Genomic DNA, 24,185 nt, shown 5'->3' on the forward strand with positions numbered 1-24,185 from the left:
TTCCCCCTTTTTTAGAATGAAATGAATAACGTGCCGATCATTTCGCCCGCTAAAATATCAAAAATAATTTTAGGTTGTTGTCCGTTTGCTAAAATCATCGCGCCATTATGCTCTAATACGCGTTCTGCCGCTTTTAATTTGCTATACATACCACCAGTACCAAAACGACTACCTTTGCCTCCTGCAACTTGTAAAAGCTCGTCATTGATAGCGTTGATTTCAGAGAAGAGGGTGGCATATTTGTTGGTATTGGGATTATCAGAAAAGAAACCATCAATATCCGATAACATGATCAAGGCATCTGCTTGAATGAGTTGGGTAACAATTGCGGATAGTTGATCATTGTCACCAAATTTCGTCAGATGGTCTAATTCATCGATCGCAACCGTATCATTTTCATTGATAACTGGGATGATGCCCATCTGCAGTAATTGTTCTATTGTATTCGTTACGTTTTTACGGCTTTCAGGATATTCGATCACATCTCGAGTCAATAGTAGTTGGGCAATTTGCTGGCTATAAGTCAAAAAGCGCTGATTGTAAATATTCATCAACTCCGCTTGCCCAACTGCCGCCACTGCCTGTTGCTCTGGAATGGTCGGGGGTCGTTTGTCCATGTTTAATTTATTTAAGCCAACACCGATTGCGCCAGACGAGACTAAGATGATCTCTTTGTCTTGGTTACGCAAATCGGATAAGGTAAAAGCTAATTGATCGATGGCGCTTAAATTGATATTGCCATTGGGGTAGATCAATGTACTTGTCCCAACTTTGACGACGATTCGTTTTGCTTCTTTTAATTGTTTTCGCATGGTTGACCTCACTTATATCCTAACATTTCCAGGTTATTTTACTTAAGGCTATTATCTAGCCATTTCCGTTTATTTGCAAGAAAGCTTGGACAAAAAATTCTGCTTTTGTCCAAGCTTAGATTTTATTCTTCTATTTTACAGCTTTCCGTTCAATTTGTCTCTAAGTCATGGACAAATAATCCACTTAACAATTTAGGTTCAAACCAAGTTGATTTTGGCGGCATGATTTTTCCTGCATCTGCAACATTTAGTAGATCATCCATCGTTGTTGGGTAAACGGCAAAAGCAACCGACCATTGTCCGCTATCTACTAATTGTTCTAATTCCTCCATGCCACGAATGCCGCCGACAAAATCGATCCGTTTATCTGTGCGGACATCTTGGATATCAAAAATTTCTGCAAATACATGATTTTGAAGTAAAGAAACATCTAAACCAGCAACAGGATCATCAGATAAAATTCCTTCTTTAGCGGTTAAAGTAAACCACTGTCCTTTTAAATACATCCCAAATGCTTTTGCTTGAGTAGGTTTTCCATTGTCTGTTTTTGTGACTGTGAATGCCTCTGCTAAACGATCAAGGAAATCTGCTTCGATCGGGACATTCAAGACCCGGTTATAATCTAAAATTTCTAACTCTTCTTTTGGAAAAATAACAGATAAGAAGTAGTTAAATTCAGCTGTATCAGTTGCTTCAGGATGTGCTTCTTTTTTCTTTTGTCCAACTTTTACCGCAGATTCGGTCCGATGATGTCCATCTGCAATGTATAAAGCCGGCACATCTTGAGCGAAACGTGTCACTAGTTGTTCGATCACTTCCGGTTGGTCTACAAGCCAAACACGATGTGTAACGTCATGGAAACTTGTAAAATCATAAACGGGAGCATGAGTTGTTTTCCAGTCGTCTGTCACTGTTTGAATCTGTTTGTTTTGGCGATAAGTTAGAAAAATCGGGCTAGTATTGGCATCACAAGCTTCAATATGACGGATGCGGTCGACTTCTTTTTCTGGACGAGTAAATTCATGTTTTTTGATCTTACCTTCTGTGTAATCCGTGATCGAAGTACACGTCACAAGACCAGTTTGAGCGCGGCCATTCATTGTTAATTCGTAAAGATATAAAAGCGGTTGCTCATCTTGGACCAACCATTCTTTTTGTAAAAAGGCTTGTAAATTACTAGCAGCTTTGGCATAAACTTGCTCATCGTAAGGAGAAAGAGTTTCAGGTAAATCGATTTCTGCTTTGTCGATGTGCAGGTAAGAATATGGATTATCGGCACCTAATTCTCGAGCTTCTGCTGAATTTAGAACATCATAAGGCAAGGTAGGGATTTTTTCGCTAAACGCTGCCGCTGGTCGAATACCTTTAAAGGGATGGATCATAACCATTAGTAACTCACCGCCTCAGTATTTTTGATGGTTCTGACACGAATAATATTTTCAGCTGCTTGAATTTTTTCTGCAGCAGCATTGATTTTTTCTTCATCCGTTTCGGCAATATCAACAATTGTATAGGCATAGTCATCACGACTACGGTTGATCATCGTATCAATATTGATTTCTAAATTAGCAATGCCTGTTGAGATTTGTCCTAACATATTGGGAACGTTTCTGTGGATGATCGTGAAACGGAATGGCGAATTGAAGGCCATTTCGACCGTTGGGAAATTGACAGAGCGTTTGATATTCCCTGTTTCTAAGAATTTTTTCAGTGTACGAGCAGCCATCTTGGCGCAGTTGACCTCAGCTTCTTCCGTTGAAGCACCTAAATGAGGTAAAACCAAGATTTTGTCGTTGTGCAATAAGCGTTCATCTGCAAAATCTGTGACAAAATTACTGATTTCTCCTTGAGCAAGGGCTTCGATCACAGCTTGCGTTTCCACTAATTCACCACGAGCAAAGTTAAGTAAAACAGCATTTTTTTTCATTTGTTTCAGTTGTTCTTTGCCAATCAAATGATGGGTATTTTCAGATAAAGGCACATGAACAGTGATAAAATCACAGGTTTTTAATACCTCTTCCATACTTTGCGCTCGTTTGACACGACGTGAAATACTCCAAGCAGTATCAACGGATACAAAAGGATCGAAACCTGTTACTTCCATGCCCAAACGATAAGCATCATTAGCAACCATTGCACCAATTGCACCTAAACCGATCACACCGAGTTTTTTGCCTTCTAATTCCGTTCCAGCAAACTGTTTTTTCTGTGCTTCCGCTTGTTCTTCTGTGTCAGCTCCAGTCAATGTTTGGACCCAGTTGGAACCTTTTAAAATGGGACGTACGGATAGAAGTAAGCAAGCGATCACTAGCTCTTTTACAGCATTTGCGTTGGCACCTGGGGTATTAAAGACCACGATTCCCTCTTCAGTACACTGTTTGACTGGCACATTATTGGTTCCAGCTCCGGCACGTGCGACGGCTAAGACTGACGCAGGAAAGGCATAATCATGGAGTTTTTCACTACGTAAGATGATACCGGCTGGGGCTTCTGTTTTATTGATCGTAAAATTTTCTTCGTTAAAGCGTGCTAAACCAACTGGGGCGATCGCATTGAATGTTTTAATATCATACATCTAGTTCGTTCCTCCGTATTCTGCTTCAAATTTTTTCATTAAGTCGACTAAAGCTGAAACACCAGCTTTAGGGAAGGCATTGTACAAACTAGCACGCATACCGCCGACAGAACGATGCCCTTTCAAGTTTTCAAATCCTGCTGTTAAGGCTTCTTGATTAAATTTTTTATCTAGCTCATCACTTCCAGTAATAAAAGGAATGTTGTTGATTGAACGGTCTTTCGGATTTACAGGTGAAGAAAATAAGTTGGAGGCATCGATTGCATCATATAAAATGGCTGCTTTTTCCTTATTTTGTTGTTCCATTTGACGAACGCCACCTTGTTCTTTGATCCATTCAAAGACAAGTTTAGCCATGTAAATGCCGTAAGTCGGCGGCGTATTGTACATTGAGCCATTTTTTGCATGGATCTCATAATCCAGCATAGCGCTGAGAACATCTACTTGACCAATCAAATCATCACGAACAATCACAACTGTAAGTCCTGCTGGTCCAATATTTTTTTGCGCACCAGCGTAGATCAACCCAAAGTCAGCGACGTTATAGTCAATTGATAAAATATTGGAAGACATATCAGCGACGATCGGCACATCACCTGCATCCGGCAAATTAAAGATCGTGGTGCCTTCGATCGTATTGTTGGTCGTAATATGGAGATAAGCAGCATCTTGCGGAATATCTTGTTTATGGATATCGGGAATATAACTGAAATTTTTATCTTCACTTGATGCAATGACCTGAACATCAACGTTATCGATTTTTTTCGCTTCGCTGATGGCTTTTTTTGCCCAAGAACCAGTATTGACGTATAAGGCTTTTTTATTTTGTGCTAAATTCAAAGGAACCATCGTAAATTGCATACTAGCGCCCCCTTGTAAGAAGAGGACTTTATAGTTATCAGGAATCGTCATCAATTCTCTGAGTAGTGTTTCAGCATTTTCAATGATCGATTCAAAAAGGGAGGACCGGTGACTCAGCTCCATCACGGACATGCCGCTGTTCTCGTAATTCACCAATTCGGATTGTGCTTTTTCCAATACACTTTTAGGTAAAACGGCGGGACCAGCTGAAAAATTGTAAACAGTTTTCATACATCTATCTCTCCTTCGATATGATCATTCATTTACTCAATTTAGTATTAGTAAATGTGAAAACCATTATAACAGAAAGGCTAGATTAAAAAAAGATTAAAAAGGAAGTTTCGTAAAATTTTTCACGGAGTTTTTCATTCTGAAGAGCATCGCAAACATGTTTATAAATAGTTAAACATGTTCACATCTGCTTGAAAGCGCTTCTTATTGTGGATTTTTTCTACTATAATATGGCGTGAAGAGACATCGGCCGAATCGTTCTTCTATCGTAAGTTTTGAAGGGTATAACTCATTAATAATTCAAATTGAATCAATACAGTACCAAAGAATAATTGCGGATAATAGTCTTGATGAGAGCTTGGTGAATAAGTATTCGTGCTAATAGACAGTGTAGAAGTTTTACTGATAGCTGACTGATCACTGCCTACAAAACAAATACTTTCAAGTTCATTGGTTTGAGCAATTTCTGCTAGTTCAAACATCCTACCAGTGTTGCCGGAATTGCTGATGAAGATCAAAAGTACGTCATCTTTATGACTTTTCCTTAAAAACTCTAAGTGACTATTCGAAGTTGCTCTAAAGCCATAAAGATTGAGGTATTCAGCAAAGTAATTTGCTAAATTTTGTGAAAACCCAGAACCTAAGATCATAATATTCTTCTCTTGATATTTTTTTAGAAGTCCTAAAAAAAGTTCTCCGTATGCTGCAACTACATCGTGTTTTTCTAGTCGTTCTTGGTTGAGATTAAATTCACTGATGTAAAAAACGAGTTCGCTATAGCCAGTGAAATTCATTTTTTTCGCCATATTGATGATCGTTGCAGTAGAAACAAAACTTTTTTTCGCAATTTCTCGAATACCTAAGTTTTTTAATTCAACACGATGATCATTCATGTACGTTAAAATTTGGCTTTCCGTTTTATTTAATTGGTATTTTTCTGCAAGACTATCAATATTCACTTGAATCACCCTTAAATTCATTTTAGTTAGGAGTATTATAACATGACAGAACAAGAATATATCCATGATCCGTGGGCAAGAGTTAAAACTAGAAACAATCTAAACGGAGATGAAGTTGTCTCTGCTTTACAAAAGTCGATTCGTCGTGGAAATGAACGCGCAGCCTGCGACTTCGCTTATGAAATGTACATTACTTCCCCTCAATTTGAAGAAAAATTATGGCGTAGGTTGCTGGCAATTTCAGTTGAAGACATTGGCATGGGTAATGAAAATGCTGCAATCATGATTAATAACTTAAATCAAATGCGTAAAGAATTCCAATATAATGAATCTGATCGAGCGATGTTCTTTTTCCATGCGATTCGCTATTTGTGTCACTCTGAAAAAGATCGTTCTTCTGATTTATTAAAAAATATCGTGATAAAAAGCTTTGCGATGGGGTACGTTCCTGAAATCCCTGATATTGCTTTGGATAAACATACTACTCGAGGAAAAGAAATGGGACGTGATTCCAAGCACTTTTTAAATGAAGCAAGCATCGTCATTCCCCAAGCTGAAGTGACCAATGATTATAAAGAGGAGTACGCCAAAATCATTGAACGCTATGACCCGAATGAAGTCGTTGAATCGGCTTTTGAATTTAATTCTTGGCAAGTCTAAGGAGGACTTTTTGATGAAAAATTCAGTGAGTACTAAAGGATCTATGGTCAATCGATTAAATGATATTTTAAGTCCGTTTGCAACTAAAATTGGCAATCAGCGACATCTTAAAGCAGTTTCTACCGGAATGATGTTTGGCTTACCGTTTATTGTGATTGGTTCCTTTTTCTTAATTTTTGCCAATCCGCCGATCAATATGGATCAGTATGATCCGACTCATGCTGGACTTTTTATGAAATTTTTAGCGAATTGGAAAGAATTCGCAGTTGCCAATTACGATGTGATCACAGCGCCATACAATCTTACGATGGGTATCATTGGCTTGATCAGTGTTTTTGGGATCGCTTATTCGTTATCAAATGAATACAAATTAAATGCTGCGATGAACGGCATGGTCAGTATGGTGATATATTTATTGGTTTGCACGCCTGTGAAAGAAGGGACGATTTCTCTAAATTATTTAGGGACGAATGGATTGTTTGTGGCAATTATTTTAGGTCTTTTAGTAGTCGAAGTCAGTCGCTTTTTTGAAGTGAAGAATATTAAGATTTCACTGCCAGACACAGTACCGCCAATGGTCGTGACATTTATCAATACCTTGATTCCCTTGTTGACAAACATTGTGCTTTTTTATGGTATGAATCTGGTTTTTCTAGGATTGCTCGATCAAACATTTCCTGACGCAGTCATGTCCGTGTTGACTCCTGCTGTGAATATAGCTGGAAGTTTAGGCGGGCTGTTATTGATCGTGACCTTAGGAAATGTCCTTTGGTTATTTGGCATCAATGGATCATCGATTATTTTTCCCATTGTATTTACATTAGGAGTCGCTCAAACAGGATTAAATGCGGAGCAAGCTGCAAATGGAGAAGTGATGAGTCATTTGATGAACTTGCAGATGTTCCGAATTTCTGTTTTGGGTGGTGCTGGTAATACGTTAGGTTTAGTGATTTTAATGATGTTCAGCAAAGTACCGCAATATCGTACGATTGGGAAATTGTCCTTTGTACCAGGAATTTGTTCTATCAATGAGCCTGTTATTTTCGGCTTACCGATTGTGTTTAATCCGATTTTAGGGATTCCATTCTTACTGATGCCTGTCATTTCGTTGTTTCTAACGTATTTTGCGCAGAAAATAGGCATGATCTCTCTAGGTTTTATCGTGGATCCTTCATTTACACCATTTTTCGCTCAAGCGTATCTAGCTACGATGGATTGGCGTAATATTGTATTCTATGTTTTCTTGGTCGTTTTGAGTATCTTTGTTTATTACCCATTCTTTAAAGTCTTTGAAAAAAATCAAACGAAGTTAGTGGATGAACCAGTGTAGATGAATGCACAAAAAATTAGTGCAACAGACGGAATTGATGTTTGTTGAGGAATAGTTAAGTAACTGTCTCGGTGTTGAGAATTCGGTGATCGACTGAATTCTTTTCATCGAGTTTTTTTTAGTCAGTGATTCATTTCACTTTTTCTGTTAACGTGGTAGACTACCTACATAACAAACTGTATCAAAGGAGAATAATTAATGGCTAAATTAAAAGAACTGGCCCGCAATGCTTTACAAGTTGCGCCGTTTACTTTATCGAATACAATTACTTTTATCCCTTACTTTTTATTTCTAAGTTTAAGCGATGGCAAGACAATGGAGCGGATTTTACCGTTTGTCTTGTTTTATACTTTTCGTATGACAGGTATTTTCCTGTTGAAGAGTTTCAAACTGGCATTGACAAGCTTTAATGTGTTGATCATTTCTATATTGATCGGAGGTGCCGGGTGCTTGCTTGGTGTGATGGGGCAATTTTACTTTCCGGCGTATCTTTTTTCAGCAGTTTTACTAGGGTTAAGTGCCTCGTGGCTGCCAGCTGCCAATACAACTGTCAATTATCATGAAAAAAGACAAGGATATTCTGTATTGACTGCTAGAAAATATCTGTTCATTATACTGATTTTAGCTGGAGTGATTGCCTCACTAACACTGACAAAAGAATTGAGAATTCCTTTAGTTTTAGGAGAGTACACGTTATTGTATATTGCGGCGTATCATACAGTGACCCATTATCCAGATTATGAAATTGATTTTAATGAAGTCGATCAACAGGTAATAGCGATCAAAGAGTTCTTTTTATTTCTAGTTTTCTTCGCACTCTTGCTATTTATTCGTTCAGCACGTTTATTGTTTGATCCTCAATTGTTGGATGCGGGAATTATTGGATTTTCGGTTTTGTTTTTAATCTCTGCTTGGTATTTGAATCGTCGAAGAAAGACTTGGAAGTTACCATTGTGGCTTAATTTACTAACATTTGGCAATGGGATGTGTATGAATTTTCTCCTGCTTTTTGGCACGTTTTATGTTTCACTACGTTTAGGTGCAAGTCGACTTACAGTCAATTTGTATGTTCCGTATATTTTAGGAATCGTTGCTTCGGCCTTCGTTATTAAATTGTTTTATCGTTTGTTCGCTACACTCGATCCGAAGACTGTCCATGTTGGAGGCTTTATCTTTTCTTTATTTCTACTGTTGTTTCGTCCGCTTTTTCCTATTGGCGTCTTTCTTTTAAGTTGCCTTATCAGCGCTACTGGTAATTTCTTGAACCGAAGCTACTATCAAGAAGAGATTTTGCCGCAGGATCAGCGAATCATCACAAAATATAGTACTCAAACGAAAGGCAGTGTTAGTCATCAATTGTTGTTGATGAGCATTTTGTGGCTGTTGGCTAAGCAAGCGCACTTACCTGTCAAAACTGTGTTGCAGATTACAGCACATCGAACCCAAAATCCTGGCGCGCTCCAGTTAGTGGAGCATATTCACATCATAAGTATCGTTGGATTGATTCTCTTTTTTTCTTTCATCTTATATACGATGATAAAATCGAATATTAAACAGGATTATCAACAAAATCAGCCTAAATGATGTGAAAACACTAAAAAAGCACAGGAGAATATTAAAGAAAGTATAAAAGTAAACTGGGGACCATGGGAATATGTTAAAATAGAAATAGTTTACAAGTAGAGGAGCTTTTTAATGAAACAACGAGGATTTGAAATTATAACAGATTATACAGACAAAGGAATCTCGATTCCGCAGCGTGCGACCAAAGGTGCTGCAGGATATGATTTTGAAGCAGCAGAAACAGTAGTAGTACCAAGCGTTTGGCAATTACAAGCCCAAGGCGTCGCACCTAAACCTGTTTTAGTAAAGACAGGGATCAAAGCATATATGGCTGAAAATGAATACTTAGAACTCGTGAGCCGTTCATCGAACCCCTTGAAACGCTTTTTAATGTTAGCGAATGGCGTAGGTGTGATCGATCGCGATTATTATAATAACGAAGGCAATGAAGGACATATCATGTTTCAATTTCTAAATTTCGGGTATGAAGAGATGACCATCGAAAAAGGGGAACGAATCGGACAAGGGATTTTCAAACCGTTTCTTTTAGCGGATGTAGATGACGTAGAAAATGAACGTACAGGTGGTTTTGGTTCATCTGGCAAAAACTAAAATGAAATCGCTTGGAAATTGCGTATCTTAATAGAGGGAAGTCTTAGTCTAAGCTGCTTATATTATGGTAAAATAAAGAATACATCAAAATGAGGAGATAGCATATGGCAAAGAAAGCAAAAGTTCAATTTGAGTGTCAAACGTGCGGATACATCTCCCCTAAATATTTAGGCCGTTGTCCGAACTGTGGTCAGTGGAACACGATGACAGAAGAAATTATTCAAGATACGACCGATCGTCGTGCGAGAGTGAGCCTAACGGGTAAAAAAACACAGCCCCAACGTTTAGCTGAAGTGGTTCCCAAAAAAGAACCTAGAGTTAAGACGAAGTTGGTAGAGTTGAATCGAGTCTTAGGCGGCGGCGTGGTTCCTGGGTCGCTAGTGTTGATTGGCGGGGATCCTGGGATCGGTAAATCAACATTACTTCTACAAGTATCTCAGCAACTAGCTGAAATCGGTGGTAAAGTTCTTTATGTTTCTGGTGAAGAAAGTGCAGAACAAATTAAAATGCGTGCGGAGCGTTTAAGCTCGATCGATACAGAATTTTACTTATATGCAGAAACAGATATGAATGAAATAGCCCGAGCAATCGAAAAACTGGAGCCTGATTATGTCATCATTGATTCGATTCAAACGATGACACAACCCGATGTAACCAGTGTTGCCGGTAGCGTCAGTCAGGTGCGAGAGACGACAGCTGAGTTATTGAAAATCGCAAAAACGAATGGGATCGCCATTTTTATCGTGGGTCATGTGACCAAAGAAGGGTCAATTGCAGGACCTAGAATGTTAGAGCATATGGTGGATACGGTTTTGTATTTTGAAGGAGATAAGCATCATACATTCAGAATATTAAGAGCAGTAAAAAATCGTTTTGGTTCCACGAATGAGATCGGTATTTTTGAAATGCGGGAGCATGGACTAGAGGAAGTAGCAAATCCTTCTCAAGTATTTTTAGAGGAACGCTTGGCTGATGCCACTGGTTCAGCAATCGTCGTAGCCATGGAAGGCACCCGTCCGATTCTAGTCGAGGTCCAGGCGCTGATCACACCAACGATGTTTGGCAATGCGAAACGGACCACAACGGGTTTAGATTTTAATCGAGTTTCCCTAATTATGGCTGTTTTAGAAAAACGTGCAGGGTTATTGCTGCAAAACCAAGATGCCTACTTAAAAGCGGCAGGCGGTGTCAAAATCAATGAACCGGCAATCGACTTAGCGGTGGCAGTCAGCATTGCTTCCAGTTATAAAGAAAATGGAACAAAACCCACGGAATGTTTTATTGGTGAGATTGGATTGACTGGCGAAATTCGTCGTGTGAATAGTATTGAACAGCGAGTGCGTGAAGCGCAAAAGTTAGGCTTTACCAAGATTTATTTACCGAAAAATAATTTAGGTGGTTGGACACCTCCAGAGGGAATCGAGATTGTTGGCGTGGCGACGATCGGAGAAACACTAAGAAAAGTATTCAAATAGACTGAACGTGAGAATCGTTACAATGACTAACCAACGATTTCTCCTTTCATTCTGTCAAATTAAGTATATTATATTGGAGGATGAATCTATGCAAAAACGTGTCATCACTTTGCTGATGATCGTCGTTGGTGCAAGCTTAGGTATTTCACTATTACCGATGGCTTGGGATATGGCGAAACAGGCAGATAATACATGGCTGAACAATAACTTCACTAACAGTTTGATTGGTGCACTTATTTTCTTTATTTTATCGTTAGGGTTAGCAAAGTATATTGTTTCAGGTGTAAAAAGAGTAGAAGCAGCATTAAATGAAATGAGTTTGACCTATCTATTATTTGGAAGTGTAGGAGTAATCATTGGGTTGATCATAGGTGCGATTATTTCGATTCCAATGTACAACTTGAATATTCAGTTTGTAAACAGTGTTTTACCGATTTTAGTCATGATTATCTTTGGGTACCTTGGCTTTCGTATGGGGACGACTCGAATTGATGAATGGCGTAGAATTTTTACGCCTAAGCAAAAGAAAATCCCAGCTGAAAGCGGTGGAGAAGTTTTAGATCGTAAAGTGGAAGATCATTTTCATAAGTACAAAATTTTAGACACTAGTGTGATCATTGACGGTAGAATTTATGATATTGCCAAAACTGGATTTTTAGAAGGCGTTATTTTGATTCCTAATTTTGTCTTGTATGAGTTGCAATATATCGCGGATTCTGGTGACAGCTTAAAACGTGTTCGTGGTCGCCGTGGCTTAGATATTTTAAATGCCCTACAAAAAGAGGACGGAATTTCTGTAGAAATGTATGAAGGTGATTTCGAAGACATTGCAGAAGTAGACAGCAAATTGATTAAATTAGCCAAACTGTTGGATGGTGTGGTTGTAACGAATGATTATAATTTAAATAAAGTATCTGAATTTCAAAATGTACCTGTGTTGAATATCAATGCCCTGGCTAATGCAGTAAAACCTGTTGTGATTCCAGGTGAGACGATGAATGTCATGGTTGTAAAAGCTGGAACAGAGCGTCAGCAAGGTGTGGCTTACTTGGATGATGGTACGATGGTTGTGGTCGAGGACGGACAGCATTATATGAGTCAGCATATTCAAGTAATTGTTACTAGTGCGTTACAGACGGCTGCTGGACGGATGATTTTTGCGAAACCTGCTCATTCAGGACGCGGCATCGACGATAGTAAAGAAGAACATAAAGCTAATGAGAAGAGCTGACAATCGAAACACAGCACTAGATTATGAAGTTATTTTATTGGCAGCGGGGCAAGGAAAAAGAATGGGTGCTAGCCGTAACAAAATTTTACTACACTTAATCGGTAAACCAGTCATTTCTTATTCGTTGAAGACGTTTTTAAATGACCCTGCCTGTCAGCATATTATCTTAGTCACCCAAGCAGATGAACAAGATTTGTTAGCTGCGATGATCAAGAAAGAAATAAAGAAAAAAAGGTGTCCTATAACGCTGGTATCTGGTGGCAGCGAACGTCAATATAGCGTTTTCAATGGATTGAGTGCCTTATTTGATCTTGAAAATATTGTAATGGTTCACGATGGTGCAAGACCATTTGTTAACCTGGCTCAATTGAAAGCTTTACATCGAAAGGTGCAAGAAACGAGAGCTGCAATTTTAGGAGTTCCAGTGAAAGATACGATCAAACGTGTTGTTGAAGGAATCGTTCAAGAAACCGTTCCACGTGAAACATTGTGGCAAATTCAGACCCCACAAGCATTTTATGGAGCCGATTTGCTAGCAGTTCATGAATGTGCGCAGCGACAAGGTTATTTAGGGACAGATGATGCTTCTCTTATTGAAAAATATAGCAATTTGTCAGTCTCAATGGTATTGGGTAGTTATGAAAATATCAAATTGACCACGCCAGAAGATATGCTGATCGGTGAAGCTATCGTGAAACGAAAAAGAAGCTAGGTGAAAAAGATGATACGAATTGGACAAGGATTTGATGTTCATCAATTAGTTGAAGGACGTAAATTGATTATTGGCGGTGTAGAATTACCGTTTGAAAAAGGGTTGCTGGGACACTCAGATGCGGATGTTTTACTACATGCCATCACAGATGCTTTACTAGGAGCGGCTGGACATGGCGATATTGGACACTTGTTTCCCGATACAGATCCTGCATTTAAAGATGCTGACTCAATAACATTACTATCAGAGGCAAATCAAAAAATATTGGCGGATGGCTTTACTATTGGCAATATTGATTGTACAATTTTAGCTGAACAACCAAAGATGAAACCCTATTTAGAACAAATGAAAAAAAACATCGCAAAGGCCTGTCAAATTGACACAAACCAAATCAATTTGAAAGCAACAACGATGGAGCAAATGGGTTTTATTGGTCAAGAAGAAGGTATGGGAGCGATCGCGGTCGCTTTACTCGATAAATAGAAAGAGGAATGCACAATGACAAAGGTACGTGTACGTTATGCACCAAGTCCAACTGGACACTTGCATATTGGAAATGCAAGAACAGCTTTATTTAATTACTTATTTGCTCGTCACAATGATGGCGAATTTATTATCCGTATCGAAGACACAGATCAAAAAAGAAACATCGAAGACGGTGAAAAAAGCCAATTGGAAAACTTAGCATGGCTAGGGATGGACTGGGATGAATCTCCGGAAAAACCAGGGGAGTACGGTCCATATCGTCAATCAGAACGTGGCGAGATTTATCAACCTCTAATCGATCAATTATTAGTAAGCAATCGTGCATACAAATGTTATTGTACAGAAGAAGAGTTGGAAGCTGAAAGAGAAGCACAACGTTCTCGTAGTGAAATGCCTCATTATTCAGGAAAATGTGCAGAATTGACACCATCTGAACAAGCTGAAAAAGAAGCGCAAGGACTTAAATCAGTTATTCGTTTCCGCGTACCAAGAAATACTTCTTATACATTTGAAGATATGGTCAAAGGTGAAATTGTTTTTGAATCAGATAATATCGGTGGTGATTTCGTTATTCAAAAACGTGACGGTATGCCGACTTATAACTTTGCGGTAGCAGTAGATGATCATATGATGAAAATCACTCATGTTTTACGTGGGGATGATCACATTGCCAATACGCCAAAACAATTGATGATTTATGAAGCATTTGGTTGGAAAGCACCTGCGTTTGGTCATATGACGTTGATCATTAATGCTGAAACAGGTAAAAAATTAAGCAAACGCGATGAATCGATCTTACAATTCATCGAACAATATCGTGAACTAGGTTATTTACCAGAAGCAATGTTCAATTTTACTGCTTTACTAGGCTGGTCACCAGTGGGAGAAGATGAGATCTTCTCCCAAGAAGAATTGATCAAAATTTTTGATCCAGAACGTCTAAGCAAATCCCCAGCAGCTTTTGATGGGAAGAAGCTTGAATGGGTCAATAACCAATACATGAAACAATTAGATTTAGATGTTCTAACCGATATGTGTCTTCCTTATTTAATAGCGGAAGGTAAAATCGAAGCTCAACCAAGTACAGAAAAGCTAGAATGGTTGAAAAAAGTCGTTAGCTTATACCAACCACAAATGAGCTATGCAGCGGAGATCGTCGATGTCTCTGAATTGTTCTTCAATGAACATCCAGTCTTAGATGAGTCAGCAAAAGAAGTCTTAGCTGGAGAAACGGTTCCAACTGTTTTAGCCGCTTTCAAAGCTCAGTTAGAAGCAATGGACGTTGTTGATGTACCAAGTATCAAAGCAGGAATCAAGGCTGTTCAAAAAGAAACCGGTGTGAAAGGTAAAAATCTATTCATGCCGATTCGTGTAGCTGTTTCAGGACAGATGCATGGTCCTGAATTAGGCGATACAATCGAACTTTTAGGAAAAGAAAAAGCTTTAGATCATTTAAATAACGTTTTATAATAGAAATATGTAGAGAAGAAGAAGTAAAAAAGCGTGTGTCTTTAGAGAGACTGTGGGTGGTGAAAACAGTTGTCAGCACTTTTTGAAATGCATCTTTGAATAGTTTCAGCGATACGTAGCTGAAAACGGCCAACAACCGTTATCTGTTTTGAGGCAGGGAAACCTGTGAAGAAAAGTGGAACCACGCGTAAGCGTCTTTTAAACGAAGTTATTTCGTTTAAAAGACGCTTTTTTATTTTATTATTCAGCTATGCTCTACTTTTAAGTTTAAAACGAAAGGAGAATAACTATGGGGTGGTTACAAAAAGCTGTAAAAGCGGTCAAAACCAATGATCCAGCAGCGCGTTCGACAGCAGAAGCATTACTTACATACCCTGGTGTACATGCATTGTTTTGGCATCGCTTTTCACATTTTCTTTATCGCCATCGCTTGTTTTTGCTAGCCAAAATTCATGCACAATTTTGGCGTTTTCTAACCGGGATCGAGATCCATCCAGGAGCCAAAATCGCTTCAGGAGTTTTTATCGACCACGGAATGGGGATTGTGATCGGGCAAACGGCGGAAATTGAGGAAGATGTCGTTTTATTTCATGGAGTAACATTAGGTGGAACAGGTAAAGATACAGGAAAACGCCACCCAACAGTTAAAAAAGGGGCAATGATCCATGCACATGCACAAATTCTAGGGCCGGTCACAATCGGCAAACGAGCTAAAATCGGTGCAGCAGCAGTTGTTTTAACAGATATCCCAGACGATGCGACCGCTGTAGGGATTCCAGCAAAAGTGGTCAGAATCAAAGGAGAGAAATTGGAGGAAGCGTATGATTCAAATTTATAATACATTAACGAGAGAAAAAGAAGTTTTTCAACCGATAGAAGCAGGGAAAGTTCGCATGTATGTCTGCGGACCGACTGTGTATAATTATATCCACATTGGCAATGCCCGCAGCTCGATGGCATTTGATACAATCAGACGTTACTTAGAATATCGCGGCTATGAAGTAAACTATGTATCAAATTTTACAGATGTTGATGACAAGATCATTCGAGCAGCGAAAGACTTAGGTATCACGGCACCAGAAGTGGCTGAACGCTTTATCCATGCATTTGAAGAAGACACGAATGTGCTAAATGTAATGCCAGCGACCAGTCATCCTCGCGTAATGGATCATATGCCGGATATCCTGACCTTTATTCAAGCACTAATCGATAAAGACTATGCCTACGAATCACAAGGAGACGTATATTATCGAACACGTAAATTTGAAGGGTATGGCAAACTGAGTCACCAATCGATCGACGAATTAGAAATCGGCGCGAGTCAGCGTACCGGTGTAGAAAAAGCACTGAAAGAAGATCCCTTAGATTTTGCCTTATGGAAAAGCGCAAAAGCAGACGAAATTTCTTGGGACTCTCCTTGGGGAGCTGGGCGTCCGGGTTGGCATATCGAGTGTTCTGTTATGGCAACCAAACATTTAGGTGATACAATTGATATCCATGGTGGCGGACAAGATTTAGAATTTCCTCATCATGAAAATGAAATTGCGCAAAGTGAAGCGAAAACGGGACAAACATTTGCGAATTATTGGATGCATAATGGCTTTGTCACGATTGGTGAAGACGATGAAAAGATGAGTAAATCATTAGGAAACTTTGTAACGGTCCATGAACTAGTGAAACAAGTTGATCCTCAAGTATTACGGTTCTTCATGGCAACCACCCAATATCGTCGTCCGATTCGTTATAGTGAAACAACGATGAAAGAAGCGGGAGTCAATTTACAAAAATTGAAAAATGCATTTGAAAACTTGTCTTTTAGAAAGTCTGATGCATTAGCAGAACTTGACGAGGATCACCAAAAATTACAAGAACTAATCGAATTTGAGACACGTTTCACGACAGAAATGGATGATGATTTTAACACGGCTAATGGCATTACTGTCGTGTATGAATTAGCTAAGTGGTTGAATCAATACAGCGAGCAAGCAACGGTTTCAATAGGCGTTACAGAAAAGGCGTTGGAGCAATTCACACAGTGGGTAAGTATTTTCGGTATTTTCTTCTTATCAGACGAATTGTTGGATGATGATATTGATCAATTAATCCTAGACCGCAATCAGGCACGTAAAAATCGTGATTTTGCTCGCAGTGATGAAATTCGTGATTTATTGAAGGATAAAGGAATAACCTTGGAAGACACAGCACAAGGAACTAGATGGAGAAGAAGTGAATGAGAGATTATACACAATTAAATGGTTTGGCTTTAGCTTACGTGGGAGATGCAATCTATGAAATCTATATACGCGATTACTTAGTGGAACAAGGTCAAACAAAGCCCAATACGCTGCATCGTATGGCTACACATTATGTTTCAGCAAAAGCGCAGGCATTTCTAATTCAAGCTTTGATTGAAGAGAAACGACTTACTGAAGATGAAGAACTAATGTACAAACGTGGACGTAATGCTAAAAGCCATACCTCTGCAAAAAATGCAGATATTACTACTTATCGAATTGCAACAGGTTTTGAGTCCTTGATGGGGTATTTACACTTAACGAAACAAACAGAACGCTTGGAAGAATTGATCGATTGGTGTATAAAAAAAGTAGGTGAAAAAAATGAAAAATGACAAAAAACATCCTTTTAAAGGCAAGAAGCCACAAAGAAATCAACCGTTTAAAAAAGAACCAATCAAAAGAGAACGAGAAGTTTCACAAGAAGAAATCGAAGATAACTTTGTTTTTGGCAATCATGCGACGATCGAGGCCATTCAACAAGGACGTGGCAATAAATTATTTTTGCAAGAAGACAGCAAAAGTGAAAAGGTCGAACACTTAAAACAATTAGCCAAAGAAAATGCAGTCCCTGTTAAATGGGTTCCAAAACAAAAGTTAGACACAATGACTAATCATGGGGTTCATCAGGGGATCGTATTAGCGATTACAGCCTATGAATATCTAACGCTAGATGAATTACTTGATCGGACAAAAGACAAGACAGAAGCCCCTTTTTTCTTAATTTTAGACAGCTTAGAAGATCCTCATAACTTTGGTTCGATCTTAAGAACAGCAGACGCTACAGGAGTGGATGGAATCATCATTCCCAAGCACCGTGCAGTTGGAATCACACCAGTTGTAACAAAAGCGTCAACTGGCGCTGTAGAGTACATTCCTGTTGCTCGTGTGACCAATTTAACGCAAAGTATTGCGACCTTGAAAGAAAATAATTTTTGGATTTTCGGAACGGATATGAAAGGGACAGATTATCGTCAGTGGAATACCCAAGGTGCGATTGCATTGATTATTGGAAATGAAGGACGCGGGATGAGCCAAGGTCTTCATAAAGAAGTAGATGAGTTATTGACAATACCAATGACAGGACACGTTCAAAGCTTAAACGCAGGTGTTGCAGCTGGTCTGCTGATGTATGAGGCTTATCGTGGGCGAAATCCTATAAAATAATTAGTTGAATGGCGAGAAAAAAGTTACTTTTTTCTCGATTTCTTATATAAAGAAGGTGGCAAAACAAAATGAAGAAACAGTTACTGATCGTTGATGGTTATAATATGATCGGCTCTTGGCCGGAACTTGTTCAATTGAAGAACCAAAATAAACTTGAAGACGCCAGAGAAGTTTTGTTACAGCGTTTATCTAATTATGCAAAATATGAGGATCTAGAAGTAATTGTTGTTTTTGATGCACAATTAGTTCCCGGAATTCAGCAAACATATAAAAAATATCATTTAACAGTAGTTTTCACTAAAGAGGAAGAAACAGCTGATAGCTATATTGAGCGAATTGCAGGAGAGAAAAATGATCGTTTGACTCAAGTGACGGTTGCAACTAGTGACTTAGCAGAACAGTGGTTGGTTTTTTCAAAAGGAGCTTTACGCGCGTCGGCTAACGAGCTGTATAAAAATGTTCAAAAAACAGAACATACGATTACTGTTCATACAACAGATATCCATTTTCAAGACTTTCGACGAAATTCCCCTTGGAATATTGATCAATTATCAAAGTTGTCTGAAAAACTAGACGAATTGTCTAAAAAGAAAAATTGAATGTCAATTTGTTTATATTTCTATTGAGAATAGTGGTACGATTTTTCCAAGCATTTTGGTAGAATGCTTGGAAGGAGAATGTTGTCAATGAACAAGTATGAAGAAATCCTAAAAGGGGACACTGTGTCATTTGATTGTTTGTATCGGAAATATCACCCAATCGTGTACAAGTTTCAAAAAAAGTATTATCTGAGAGACTTTGATCGTGAAGACTGGCTTCAAGAAGGCCGGATCATTTTTTATCGTTCTTTAGAAAAATATGATGAGGTACATAACGTTTCTATTGGGCAATTTTTTAAGTCAAATTTTGAGAATCATATTCGTAGTTTGGTTAGAAGGCAATGTGCAGTTAAGCGGACAATCGACGTCCAGTCCATCTCATTAGATCAGAAGATAGAGAATCAGGGAGAATCTTTTTTTGACTATATTGAGACAGAAGATGCTGACGTGCTAGAGCAAATGATCATCCGAGAGAAGCTGGAGCAGTTGCCGACAGTACTGTCTTCATTTGAACGAGTGACGTTTCAAGAATATATGAATGGTAAAGAATTGAAAGAGATCGCCAAAGATACGGATAGCCGAGAAATTACGGTTAGAAGTGCCTATGATCGAGCTAAAAAGAAATTGAAAGGAATTATTTATGATTAAATGAGAATTTTTAAATTATTCACATCAAATAATTATCCATTTATCAATTATAAATAGTTGCATTTCATTTTCTGCTATGGTAAACTTGTTATTTTTATTAATATGTGATATACTGGCTCTTGAGGTGAATGCAATGCCAACAACTTTAGCGTCAATTAAAAAAGATCTAGAATGTCGTATCGGCAGCAAAATCACATTAGTTGCTCAGACCGGCAGAAAGCGCCAAACAGAACGTAACGGTATTTTGACAGAAACGTATCCATCTGTCTTCGTTGTAGATTTAGATCCAGACGAAAACTCATTTGAACGAGTTTCTTATAGTTATTCTGATGTGTTGACACGCACAGTAGAGATTGAATTTGTCAGTGAAGCAGTCTAAACATGACTGATTTTAAAAATAGAGCTAAAGCGAAAACGCTTTAGCTCTATTTTTTATATTATAATTGCACATCTATAGCAAAAAAACCTCTAACTATTCAATTTGATTGCGAAAGAAACTGGTAAAGACACTAAGCAAGTTAAAAATGATACTGCTAGAGAGTATTAGATGACTGCAGAAGAAGCACTTGATTATGGACTCGTTAATAAAACTATTTAATCCGTCAAAAAGTATGAAAGCCATGAGTCCACAGTGTTGAGTGGGGTCATAATTTTTTAGTCATAACTTGAACTATAAAGCAATTTTTATCCGAATATATACTTCTCTGACAACATATGTTAGAATTTAAAAGATTGTGAAGATGGTTAGGTATTGGATTAGATAGGTGAAAAGAATGGAAATCATAGAAAAAGCGCCCGCAAAAATCAACTTGGGGTTGGATGCGCTCTATAAAAGAAAAGATGGCTATCATGAATTAGAGATGATCATGGCTAGTGTGGATTTAGCCGATCGGCTGACTTTTGAATTATTGCCGAAAGACGAAATACTAATCGAAACAGATAGCTCTTTTTTACCAGTAGATAGAAGAAATCACGTGTACCAAGCAGCAGAATTGCTGAAGAACACGTTTGGCCTTACTCAAGGAGTTAGGATTTATATAGAAAAAAGAATACCTGTTGCAGCGGGATTAGCTGGTGGTAGCAGTGATTGTGCTGCTGCATTGCGAGGTCTGAATCGTTTATGGAACCTTGGACTGTCTTTAGAAGAGCTTGCAGAATTGGGTAGTAAAATTGGTTCAGATGTTCCTTATTGTATTCATGGAGGAACAGCTTTTGTCACAGGGCGTGGTGAAAAAATAAAGTTTTTACCATCGATGCCACAGTGTTGGGTTGTCCTAGTAAAACCTAGAATGAGTGTTTCGACCAGTTCTATTTTTAGTAGTTTGTCCTTTAATAACATTCAGCACCCCGATATTCATGGGTTGAAGCAAGCGATTGAAACGGATGATTATCTATTGATGACAGAAAAAATCGGTAATGCTTTGGAAAGTGTGACGATCAAACGGCATCCTGTGATCCAGCAAATAAAAGATCGGATGATGAAATATGGGGCAGATGCAGCGTTAATGAGCGGTAGTGGTCCAACTGTATTTGCATTATGTGAAAAGAAAACGCGCGCACAACGGATTTACAATGGTTTAAAAGGTTTTTGCGATGAAGTATATATCGTGCGGACGTTAAAATAATCGAAGCAGAACATAGTAGAAACATGAATAGTAATGAAAAACCACTCAATTGAGTGGTTTTTCATTACTTATAAGACGTTTAAAATGTAGCTATTTTTCATCAGTAACATATTTCAAAGTCAGCAAAGCTCTCTGCAATAAAATATTTTTGCTGTTTTCTCTTGACGTTCTCTTTTTCATCTGTTAAATTAGTTCTTGCTAACAAATCGTAAATATTACGATTTGATCAAGGTAAATCGAAATGAGGACAAAAAGATGAGGATAAAAAACTGGAAATATAGTGTTGGATTACTATTAATGACAGTGATTTTTACACTAACTGCTTGCGGACAAACAAAAGAAACAGATAAAGCTAAAAAAAATGGTACAATCAACGTTGTGACTACGTTTTATCCAATGTACGACTTTGCTAAAAATGTGGTAGGTGATGCTGGAGAGGTTCAATTGTTGATTCCAGCAGGAACAGAACCGCATGATTATGAACCTAGTGCCAAGGACATCGCCAAGATAACAGATGCTGATGTATTTGTGTATAATAGTCATGAATTAGAAACGTGGGTCAAAGATGTTTTGGAAAATGTTGATGAGAAAAAAGTTGCTGTGGTAGAAGCGGCAGGTTCAATCGATTTAATGGAAGGCGCTGCTCACGAGGATGAAGAAGATGACCATGATGGACATGACCATAGCCATGAATTAGATCCTCACGTTTGGTTAGATCCTGTTTTAGCTAAAAAAGAAGTGGAAGCAATTCGTGATGTTTTAGTGGAGAAATATCCAGAGCAAAAAGAAACGTTTGAAAAAAATACAACCGCTTATTTAGAAAAACTGCAAGAATTAGACACAGAGTACAAAGAGGCTTTCGCGAAAGCTAAAAACAAAACCTTCGTCACCCAACATGCTGCATTTGGCTATTTAGCGAAACAATACGGATTGACACAAGAATCGATTGCTGGAATTTCACCAGATCAAGAACCTTCACCAAGCCGTTTAGCAGAATTAAAAAAATACATCGAAGAGCATAATGTATCAGTGATCTACTTTGAAACAACAGCTTCATCAAAAGTTGCTGAAACCCTGGCACGCGAAACAGGCGTTGAATTAGCAGTGCTGAATACGCTGGAGAGTGTTACCCAAAAAGAACAAGATCAAGGGGAAGATTATATTTCAGTGATGAAAACCAATCTGGAAGCCTTGAAGAAAAGTGTGAAATAAAAATAAAAATCAAGGGCAAAAGCGATCCTCGTTTTTGTCCCAGATTTTTTTAGATCAAAAAGGAGAATGGACATGCATTATCTTGAAGTCAAAGACCTCACATTTTATTACGATGATGAGCCTGTTTTAGAAGATGTGTCGTATTATGTTGATCCAGGTGAATTTGTGATTCTAACCGGTGAAAATGGCGCAGCAAAATCAACATTAATCAAAAGTACCTTGGGACTATTAAAACCAACGAAAGGCGTCATTACGATTGCCAAGGAGAATTCAGAAGGACAAAAACTTAGTATTGGTTATATTCCACAGCAAGTTGCGTCATTTAATGCAGGGTTTCCAAGTACCGTGATCGAGTTAGTTCGCTCAGGCCGTTTTCCGCGTAATCGCTGGTTTAAGCCACTAACAAAAAGAGACCATCAGCATGTGGAAAAAGCCTTGAAAGCAGTTGGTATGTGGGACATGCGCCATAAACGGATCGGGGAACTTTCTGGTGGACAAAAACAACGGATCAGTTTAGCGCGTATTTTTGCGACAGACCCTGATTTATTTATTTTAGATGAACCAACAACGGGAATGGATGAAACGTCTAGAAAAGAATTTTATCGCTTGTTAAGGCATAATGCTCATGATCATGGCAAAGCGATTTTGATGATCACTCATGATCATGAAGATATCAAATCGTATGCTGATCGACAAATTCGTTTAGTTCGGAAGGAGGATTCACAATGGAGATGCTTTCATATGAGTTCATGAGAAAAGCCTTCTTGGCCGCAACCTTTATTTCGGTGATTGCACCGATGCTAGGTGTATTTCTTGTGATCAGAAGACAATCGTTGATGGCAGATACTCTTTCTCATGTATCACTCGCTGGAGTTGCTCTAGGATTTTTCTTAAATTGGAATCCAGATATCATGACGCTTGTTGTCGTGATCATAGCTGCTATTATTTTGGAATACCTACGAATGATTTATAGTACGTACTCGGAAATCTCGATTGCGATTTTGATGTCAGGCGGACTCGCTTTAGCACTGGTGTTGATGAATCTTAGCGGAGGGAATTCAGCAGCTAGTATTCAGTCCTATTTATTTGGCTCGATCGTAACGATCACTTGGCAGCAAGTAGTCATTTTAGCTGTTCTCTTTGTGATCTTAGTCGTTTTATTCCTATTATTCAAACGCCCGATGTACGTTTTGACTTTCGATGAAGATACTGCCCATGTAGATGGATTACCAATTCATTGGATGTCAATGTTGTTTAACGTGATCACAGGTGTGGCAATCGCAGTGATGATCCCGATTGCTGGAGCGTTATTGATTTCAGCGATCATGGTTTTACCAGCTGCAATCGGAATGCGAATTGGAAAAGGATTCAATACAGTTATTATTATTAGTGTCATCATGGGGTTGATCGGCATGCTAACAGGATTAACAGGTTCGTATTATTTAGAAACACCACCAAGTGCTAGCATTACTTTGATTTTTATTGGATTATTCATTCTTGTAAGTGTGGTTCGTAAAGTAGTGATGACGATGCAACGGAATAAAAAGATAAATCAGAGATAAACAGGTATAATTTAGCTGAAGATAAGAGGAAAAACGAAAGTTTTTTCTTTTATCTTCTTTTTTGTTTCTTAAATTGCGAACTATTTTCCAATTTTGTTAAA

The 24,185-nt window shown here is 38.4% G+C and carries 25 protein-coding genes and 1 other annotated feature; of the genes, 20 read left to right on the forward strand and 5 right to left on the reverse strand.

Annotation, left to right across the window (positions count from 1 at the left end; translation table 11 throughout):
- Window positions 1–11: 11 nt before the first annotated feature.
- The 5 genes from proB to BCR24_RS05100 all read right to left on the reverse strand — a co-directional run bounded on the left by proB (window position 12) and on the right by BCR24_RS05100 (window position 5,438).
- Window positions 12–812, reverse strand: a complete 801-nt coding sequence (gene proB / locus BCR24_RS05080; RefSeq protein ID WP_069639488.1) for a glutamate 5-kinase — start codon at window positions 810–812, stop codon at window positions 12–14.
- A 149-nt stretch (window positions 813–961) separates the two neighbouring features.
- The gene (locus BCR24_RS05085; protein ID WP_069639489.1) at window positions 962–2,200 is read right to left on the reverse strand and encodes a DUF1015 domain-containing protein; all 1,239 of its coding nucleotides are present in this window, start codon (window positions 2,198–2,200) and stop codon (window positions 962–964) included.
- Window positions 2,200–3,387: a phosphoglycerate dehydrogenase gene (locus BCR24_RS05090; RefSeq protein ID WP_069639490.1), complete on the reverse strand. Its 1,188-nt coding sequence runs from the start codon at window positions 3,385–3,387 to the stop codon at window positions 2,200–2,202. Before BCR24_RS05090 ends, BCR24_RS05085 begins: the two co-directional genes overlap by 1 nt.
- Window positions 3,388–4,479 carry a 3-phosphoserine/phosphohydroxythreonine transaminase gene (serC, locus tag BCR24_RS05095; protein ID WP_069639491.1) on the reverse strand — a complete coding sequence of 364 codons (1,092 nt, stop codon included), beginning with the start codon at window positions 4,477–4,479 and terminating at the stop codon, window positions 3,388–3,390. It lies immediately after the preceding gene.
- Between the two features lie 263 nt (window positions 4,480–4,742).
- Entirely contained in the window at window positions 4,743–5,438 is a 696-nt protein-coding gene (locus tag BCR24_RS05100) for a MurR/RpiR family transcriptional regulator (protein ID WP_069639492.1), read from the reverse strand.
- A 42-nt stretch (window positions 5,439–5,480) separates the two neighbouring features.
- Between BCR24_RS05100 and BCR24_RS05105 the strand changes: the two genes are divergently transcribed.
- The 20 genes from BCR24_RS05105 (at window position 5,481) to BCR24_RS05200 (ending at window position 24,084) form a co-directional block, all read left to right on the forward strand.
- On the forward strand, window positions 5,481–6,098 hold the full coding sequence (locus BCR24_RS05105) for an AAA family ATPase (protein ID WP_069639493.1): 618 nt from the start codon (window positions 5,481–5,483) through the stop codon (window positions 6,096–6,098).
- Between the two features lie 13 nt (window positions 6,099–6,111).
- Window positions 6,112–7,428, forward strand: a complete 1,317-nt coding sequence (locus tag BCR24_RS05110; RefSeq protein ID WP_069639494.1) for a PTS sugar transporter subunit IIC — start codon at window positions 6,112–6,114, stop codon at window positions 7,426–7,428.
- A gap of 198 nt (window positions 7,429–7,626) precedes the next feature.
- The gene (locus BCR24_RS05115) at window positions 7,627–9,012 is read left to right on the forward strand and encodes a hypothetical protein (RefSeq protein ID WP_069639495.1); all 1,386 of its coding nucleotides are present in this window, start codon (window positions 7,627–7,629) and stop codon (window positions 9,010–9,012) included.
- A gap of 111 nt (window positions 9,013–9,123) precedes the next feature.
- Complete coding sequence (locus BCR24_RS05120) at window positions 9,124–9,603, forward strand: dCTP deaminase/dUTPase family protein (RefSeq protein WP_069639496.1); 480 nt, start codon at window positions 9,124–9,126, stop codon at window positions 9,601–9,603.
- 104 nt (window positions 9,604–9,707) lie between these two features.
- Complete coding sequence (gene radA / locus BCR24_RS05125) at window positions 9,708–11,078, forward strand: DNA repair protein RadA (RefSeq protein ID WP_069639497.1); 1,371 nt, start codon at window positions 9,708–9,710, stop codon at window positions 11,076–11,078.
- An 88-nt stretch (window positions 11,079–11,166) separates the two neighbouring features.
- The gene (locus BCR24_RS05130) at window positions 11,167–12,309 is read left to right on the forward strand and encodes a PIN/TRAM domain-containing protein (RefSeq protein ID WP_069639498.1); all 1,143 of its coding nucleotides are present in this window, start codon (window positions 11,167–11,169) and stop codon (window positions 12,307–12,309) included.
- Window positions 12,296–13,021: a 2-C-methyl-D-erythritol 4-phosphate cytidylyltransferase gene (ispD, locus tag BCR24_RS05135; protein WP_069639499.1), complete on the forward strand. Its 726-nt coding sequence runs from the start codon at window positions 12,296–12,298 to the stop codon at window positions 13,019–13,021. The genes BCR24_RS05130 and ispD overlap by 14 nt, the downstream gene beginning before the upstream one ends.
- A gap of 9 nt (window positions 13,022–13,030) precedes the next feature.
- On the forward strand, window positions 13,031–13,504 hold the full coding sequence (gene ispF, locus BCR24_RS05140) for a 2-C-methyl-D-erythritol 2,4-cyclodiphosphate synthase (protein ID WP_069639500.1): 474 nt from the start codon (window positions 13,031–13,033) through the stop codon (window positions 13,502–13,504).
- A gap of 15 nt (window positions 13,505–13,519) precedes the next feature.
- Window positions 13,520–14,977, forward strand: a complete 1,458-nt coding sequence (gene gltX, locus BCR24_RS05145; protein ID WP_069639501.1) for a glutamate--tRNA ligase — start codon at window positions 13,520–13,522, stop codon at window positions 14,975–14,977.
- Window position 14,978: 1 nt separating this feature from the next.
- Window positions 14,979–15,179, forward strand: a binding site (T-box leader).
- 87 nt (window positions 15,180–15,266) lie between these two features.
- Window positions 15,267–15,815, forward strand: a complete 549-nt coding sequence (gene epsC / locus BCR24_RS05150; protein WP_069639502.1) for a serine O-acetyltransferase EpsC — start codon at window positions 15,267–15,269, stop codon at window positions 15,813–15,815.
- Window positions 15,799–17,211, forward strand: coding sequence for a cysteine--tRNA ligase (gene cysS / locus BCR24_RS05155; protein ID WP_069639503.1), 1,413 nt, complete (start codon window positions 15,799–15,801; stop codon window positions 17,209–17,211). The genes epsC and cysS overlap by 17 nt, the downstream gene beginning before the upstream one ends.
- Entirely contained in the window at window positions 17,208–17,606 is a 399-nt protein-coding gene (locus tag BCR24_RS05160) for a Mini-ribonuclease 3 (protein WP_069639504.1), read from the forward strand. Before cysS ends, BCR24_RS05160 begins: the two co-directional genes overlap by 4 nt.
- Window positions 17,596–18,438, forward strand: a complete 843-nt coding sequence (gene rlmB, locus BCR24_RS05165) for a 23S rRNA (guanosine(2251)-2'-O)-methyltransferase RlmB (RefSeq protein ID WP_069639505.1) — start codon at window positions 17,596–17,598, stop codon at window positions 18,436–18,438. Before BCR24_RS05160 ends, rlmB begins: the two co-directional genes overlap by 11 nt.
- A 68-nt stretch (window positions 18,439–18,506) precedes the next feature.
- Window positions 18,507–19,037, forward strand: coding sequence for an NYN domain-containing protein (locus BCR24_RS05170; protein WP_069639506.1), 531 nt, complete (start codon window positions 18,507–18,509; stop codon window positions 19,035–19,037).
- An 87-nt stretch (window positions 19,038–19,124) separates the two neighbouring features.
- The gene (locus tag BCR24_RS05175; RefSeq protein WP_069639507.1) at window positions 19,125–19,685 is read left to right on the forward strand and encodes a sigma-70 family RNA polymerase sigma factor; all 561 of its coding nucleotides are present in this window, start codon (window positions 19,125–19,127) and stop codon (window positions 19,683–19,685) included.
- Window positions 19,686–19,818: 133 nt separating this feature from the next.
- Window positions 19,819–20,064, forward strand: a complete 246-nt coding sequence (locus BCR24_RS05180) for a Veg family protein (protein ID WP_010761984.1) — start codon at window positions 19,819–19,821, stop codon at window positions 20,062–20,064.
- Between the two features lie 394 nt (window positions 20,065–20,458).
- Window positions 20,459–21,310, forward strand: a complete 852-nt coding sequence (gene ispE / locus BCR24_RS05185) for a 4-(cytidine 5'-diphospho)-2-C-methyl-D-erythritol kinase (protein WP_069639508.1) — start codon at window positions 20,459–20,461, stop codon at window positions 21,308–21,310.
- Window positions 21,311–21,565: 255 nt separating this feature from the next.
- Window positions 21,566–22,522, forward strand: coding sequence for a metal ABC transporter substrate-binding protein (locus BCR24_RS05190; RefSeq protein WP_069639509.1), 957 nt, complete (start codon window positions 21,566–21,568; stop codon window positions 22,520–22,522).
- A 72-nt stretch (window positions 22,523–22,594) separates the two neighbouring features.
- Window positions 22,595–23,275, forward strand: coding sequence for a metal ABC transporter ATP-binding protein (locus BCR24_RS05195; protein WP_069639510.1), 681 nt, complete (start codon window positions 22,595–22,597; stop codon window positions 23,273–23,275).
- Window positions 23,248–24,084 carry a metal ABC transporter permease gene (locus tag BCR24_RS05200; RefSeq protein WP_069639511.1) on the forward strand — a complete coding sequence of 279 codons (837 nt, stop codon included), beginning with the start codon at window positions 23,248–23,250 and terminating at the stop codon, window positions 24,082–24,084. Before BCR24_RS05195 ends, BCR24_RS05200 begins: the two co-directional genes overlap by 28 nt.
- Window positions 24,085–24,185 lie beyond the last annotated feature (101 nt).

The organism is Enterococcus ureilyticus, from assembly GCF_001730315.1.
Lineage (GTDB): Bacteria > Bacillota > Bacilli > Lactobacillales > Enterococcaceae > Enterococcus_L > Enterococcus_L ureilyticus.

Excerpts from the sequence above, each read along its gene's own strand:
- BCR24_RS05130 (WP_069639498.1), top strand. The coding sequence starts at position 11,167 with ATGCAAAAACGTGTCATCACTTTGCTGATGATCGTCGTTGGTGCAAGC.
- BCR24_RS05115 (WP_069639495.1), top strand. The coding sequence starts at position 7,627 with ATGGCTAAATTAAAAGAACTGGCCCGCAATGCTTTACAAGTTGCGCCG.
- BCR24_RS05175 (WP_069639507.1), top strand. The coding sequence starts at position 19,125 with ATGAACAAGTATGAAGAAATCCTAAAAGGGGACACTGTGTCATTTGAT.
- ispE (WP_069639508.1), top strand. The coding sequence starts at position 20,459 with ATGGAAATCATAGAAAAAGCGCCCGCAAAAATCAACTTGGGGTTGGAT.
- epsC (WP_069639502.1), top strand. The coding sequence starts at position 15,267 with ATGGGGTGGTTACAAAAAGCTGTAAAAGCGGTCAAAACCAATGATCCA.
- BCR24_RS05085 (WP_069639489.1), bottom strand. The coding sequence starts at position 2,200 with ATGGTTATGATCCATCCCTTTAAAGGTATTCGACCAGCGGCAGCGTTT.
- BCR24_RS05180 (WP_010761984.1), top strand. The coding sequence starts at position 19,819 with ATGCCAACAACTTTAGCGTCAATTAAAAAAGATCTAGAATGTCGTATC.
- BCR24_RS05105 (WP_069639493.1), top strand. The coding sequence starts at position 5,481 with ATGACAGAACAAGAATATATCCATGATCCGTGGGCAAGAGTTAAAACT.
- ispF (WP_069639500.1), top strand. The coding sequence starts at position 13,031 with ATGATACGAATTGGACAAGGATTTGATGTTCATCAATTAGTTGAAGGA.
- BCR24_RS05195 (WP_069639510.1), top strand. The coding sequence starts at position 22,595 with ATGCATTATCTTGAAGTCAAAGACCTCACATTTTATTACGATGATGAG.
- rlmB (WP_069639505.1), top strand. The coding sequence starts at position 17,596 with ATGAAAAATGACAAAAAACATCCTTTTAAAGGCAAGAAGCCACAAAGA.
- BCR24_RS05090 (WP_069639490.1), bottom strand. The coding sequence starts at position 3,387 with ATGTATGATATTAAAACATTCAATGCGATCGCCCCAGTTGGTTTAGCA.
- proB (WP_069639488.1), bottom strand. The coding sequence starts at position 812 with ATGCGAAAACAATTAAAAGAAGCAAAACGAATCGTCGTCAAAGTTGGG.
- gltX (WP_069639501.1), top strand. The coding sequence starts at position 13,520 with ATGACAAAGGTACGTGTACGTTATGCACCAAGTCCAACTGGACACTTG.
- cysS (WP_069639503.1), top strand. The coding sequence starts at position 15,799 with ATGATTCAAATTTATAATACATTAACGAGAGAAAAAGAAGTTTTTCAA.
- BCR24_RS05160 (WP_069639504.1), top strand. The coding sequence starts at position 17,208 with ATGAGAGATTATACACAATTAAATGGTTTGGCTTTAGCTTACGTGGGA.
- BCR24_RS05110 (WP_069639494.1), top strand. The coding sequence starts at position 6,112 with ATGAAAAATTCAGTGAGTACTAAAGGATCTATGGTCAATCGATTAAAT.
- radA (WP_069639497.1), top strand. The coding sequence starts at position 9,708 with ATGGCAAAGAAAGCAAAAGTTCAATTTGAGTGTCAAACGTGCGGATAC.
- BCR24_RS05200 (WP_069639511.1), top strand. The coding sequence starts at position 23,248 with ATGGAGATGCTTTCATATGAGTTCATGAGAAAAGCCTTCTTGGCCGCA.
- BCR24_RS05190 (WP_069639509.1), top strand. The coding sequence starts at position 21,566 with ATGAGGATAAAAAACTGGAAATATAGTGTTGGATTACTATTAATGACA.
- serC (WP_069639491.1), bottom strand. The coding sequence starts at position 4,479 with ATGAAAACTGTTTACAATTTTTCAGCTGGTCCCGCCGTTTTACCTAAA.
- BCR24_RS05120 (WP_069639496.1), top strand. The coding sequence starts at position 9,124 with ATGAAACAACGAGGATTTGAAATTATAACAGATTATACAGACAAAGGA.
- ispD (WP_069639499.1), top strand. The coding sequence starts at position 12,296 with ATGAGAAGAGCTGACAATCGAAACACAGCACTAGATTATGAAGTTATT.
- BCR24_RS05170 (WP_069639506.1), top strand. The coding sequence starts at position 18,507 with ATGAAGAAACAGTTACTGATCGTTGATGGTTATAATATGATCGGCTCT.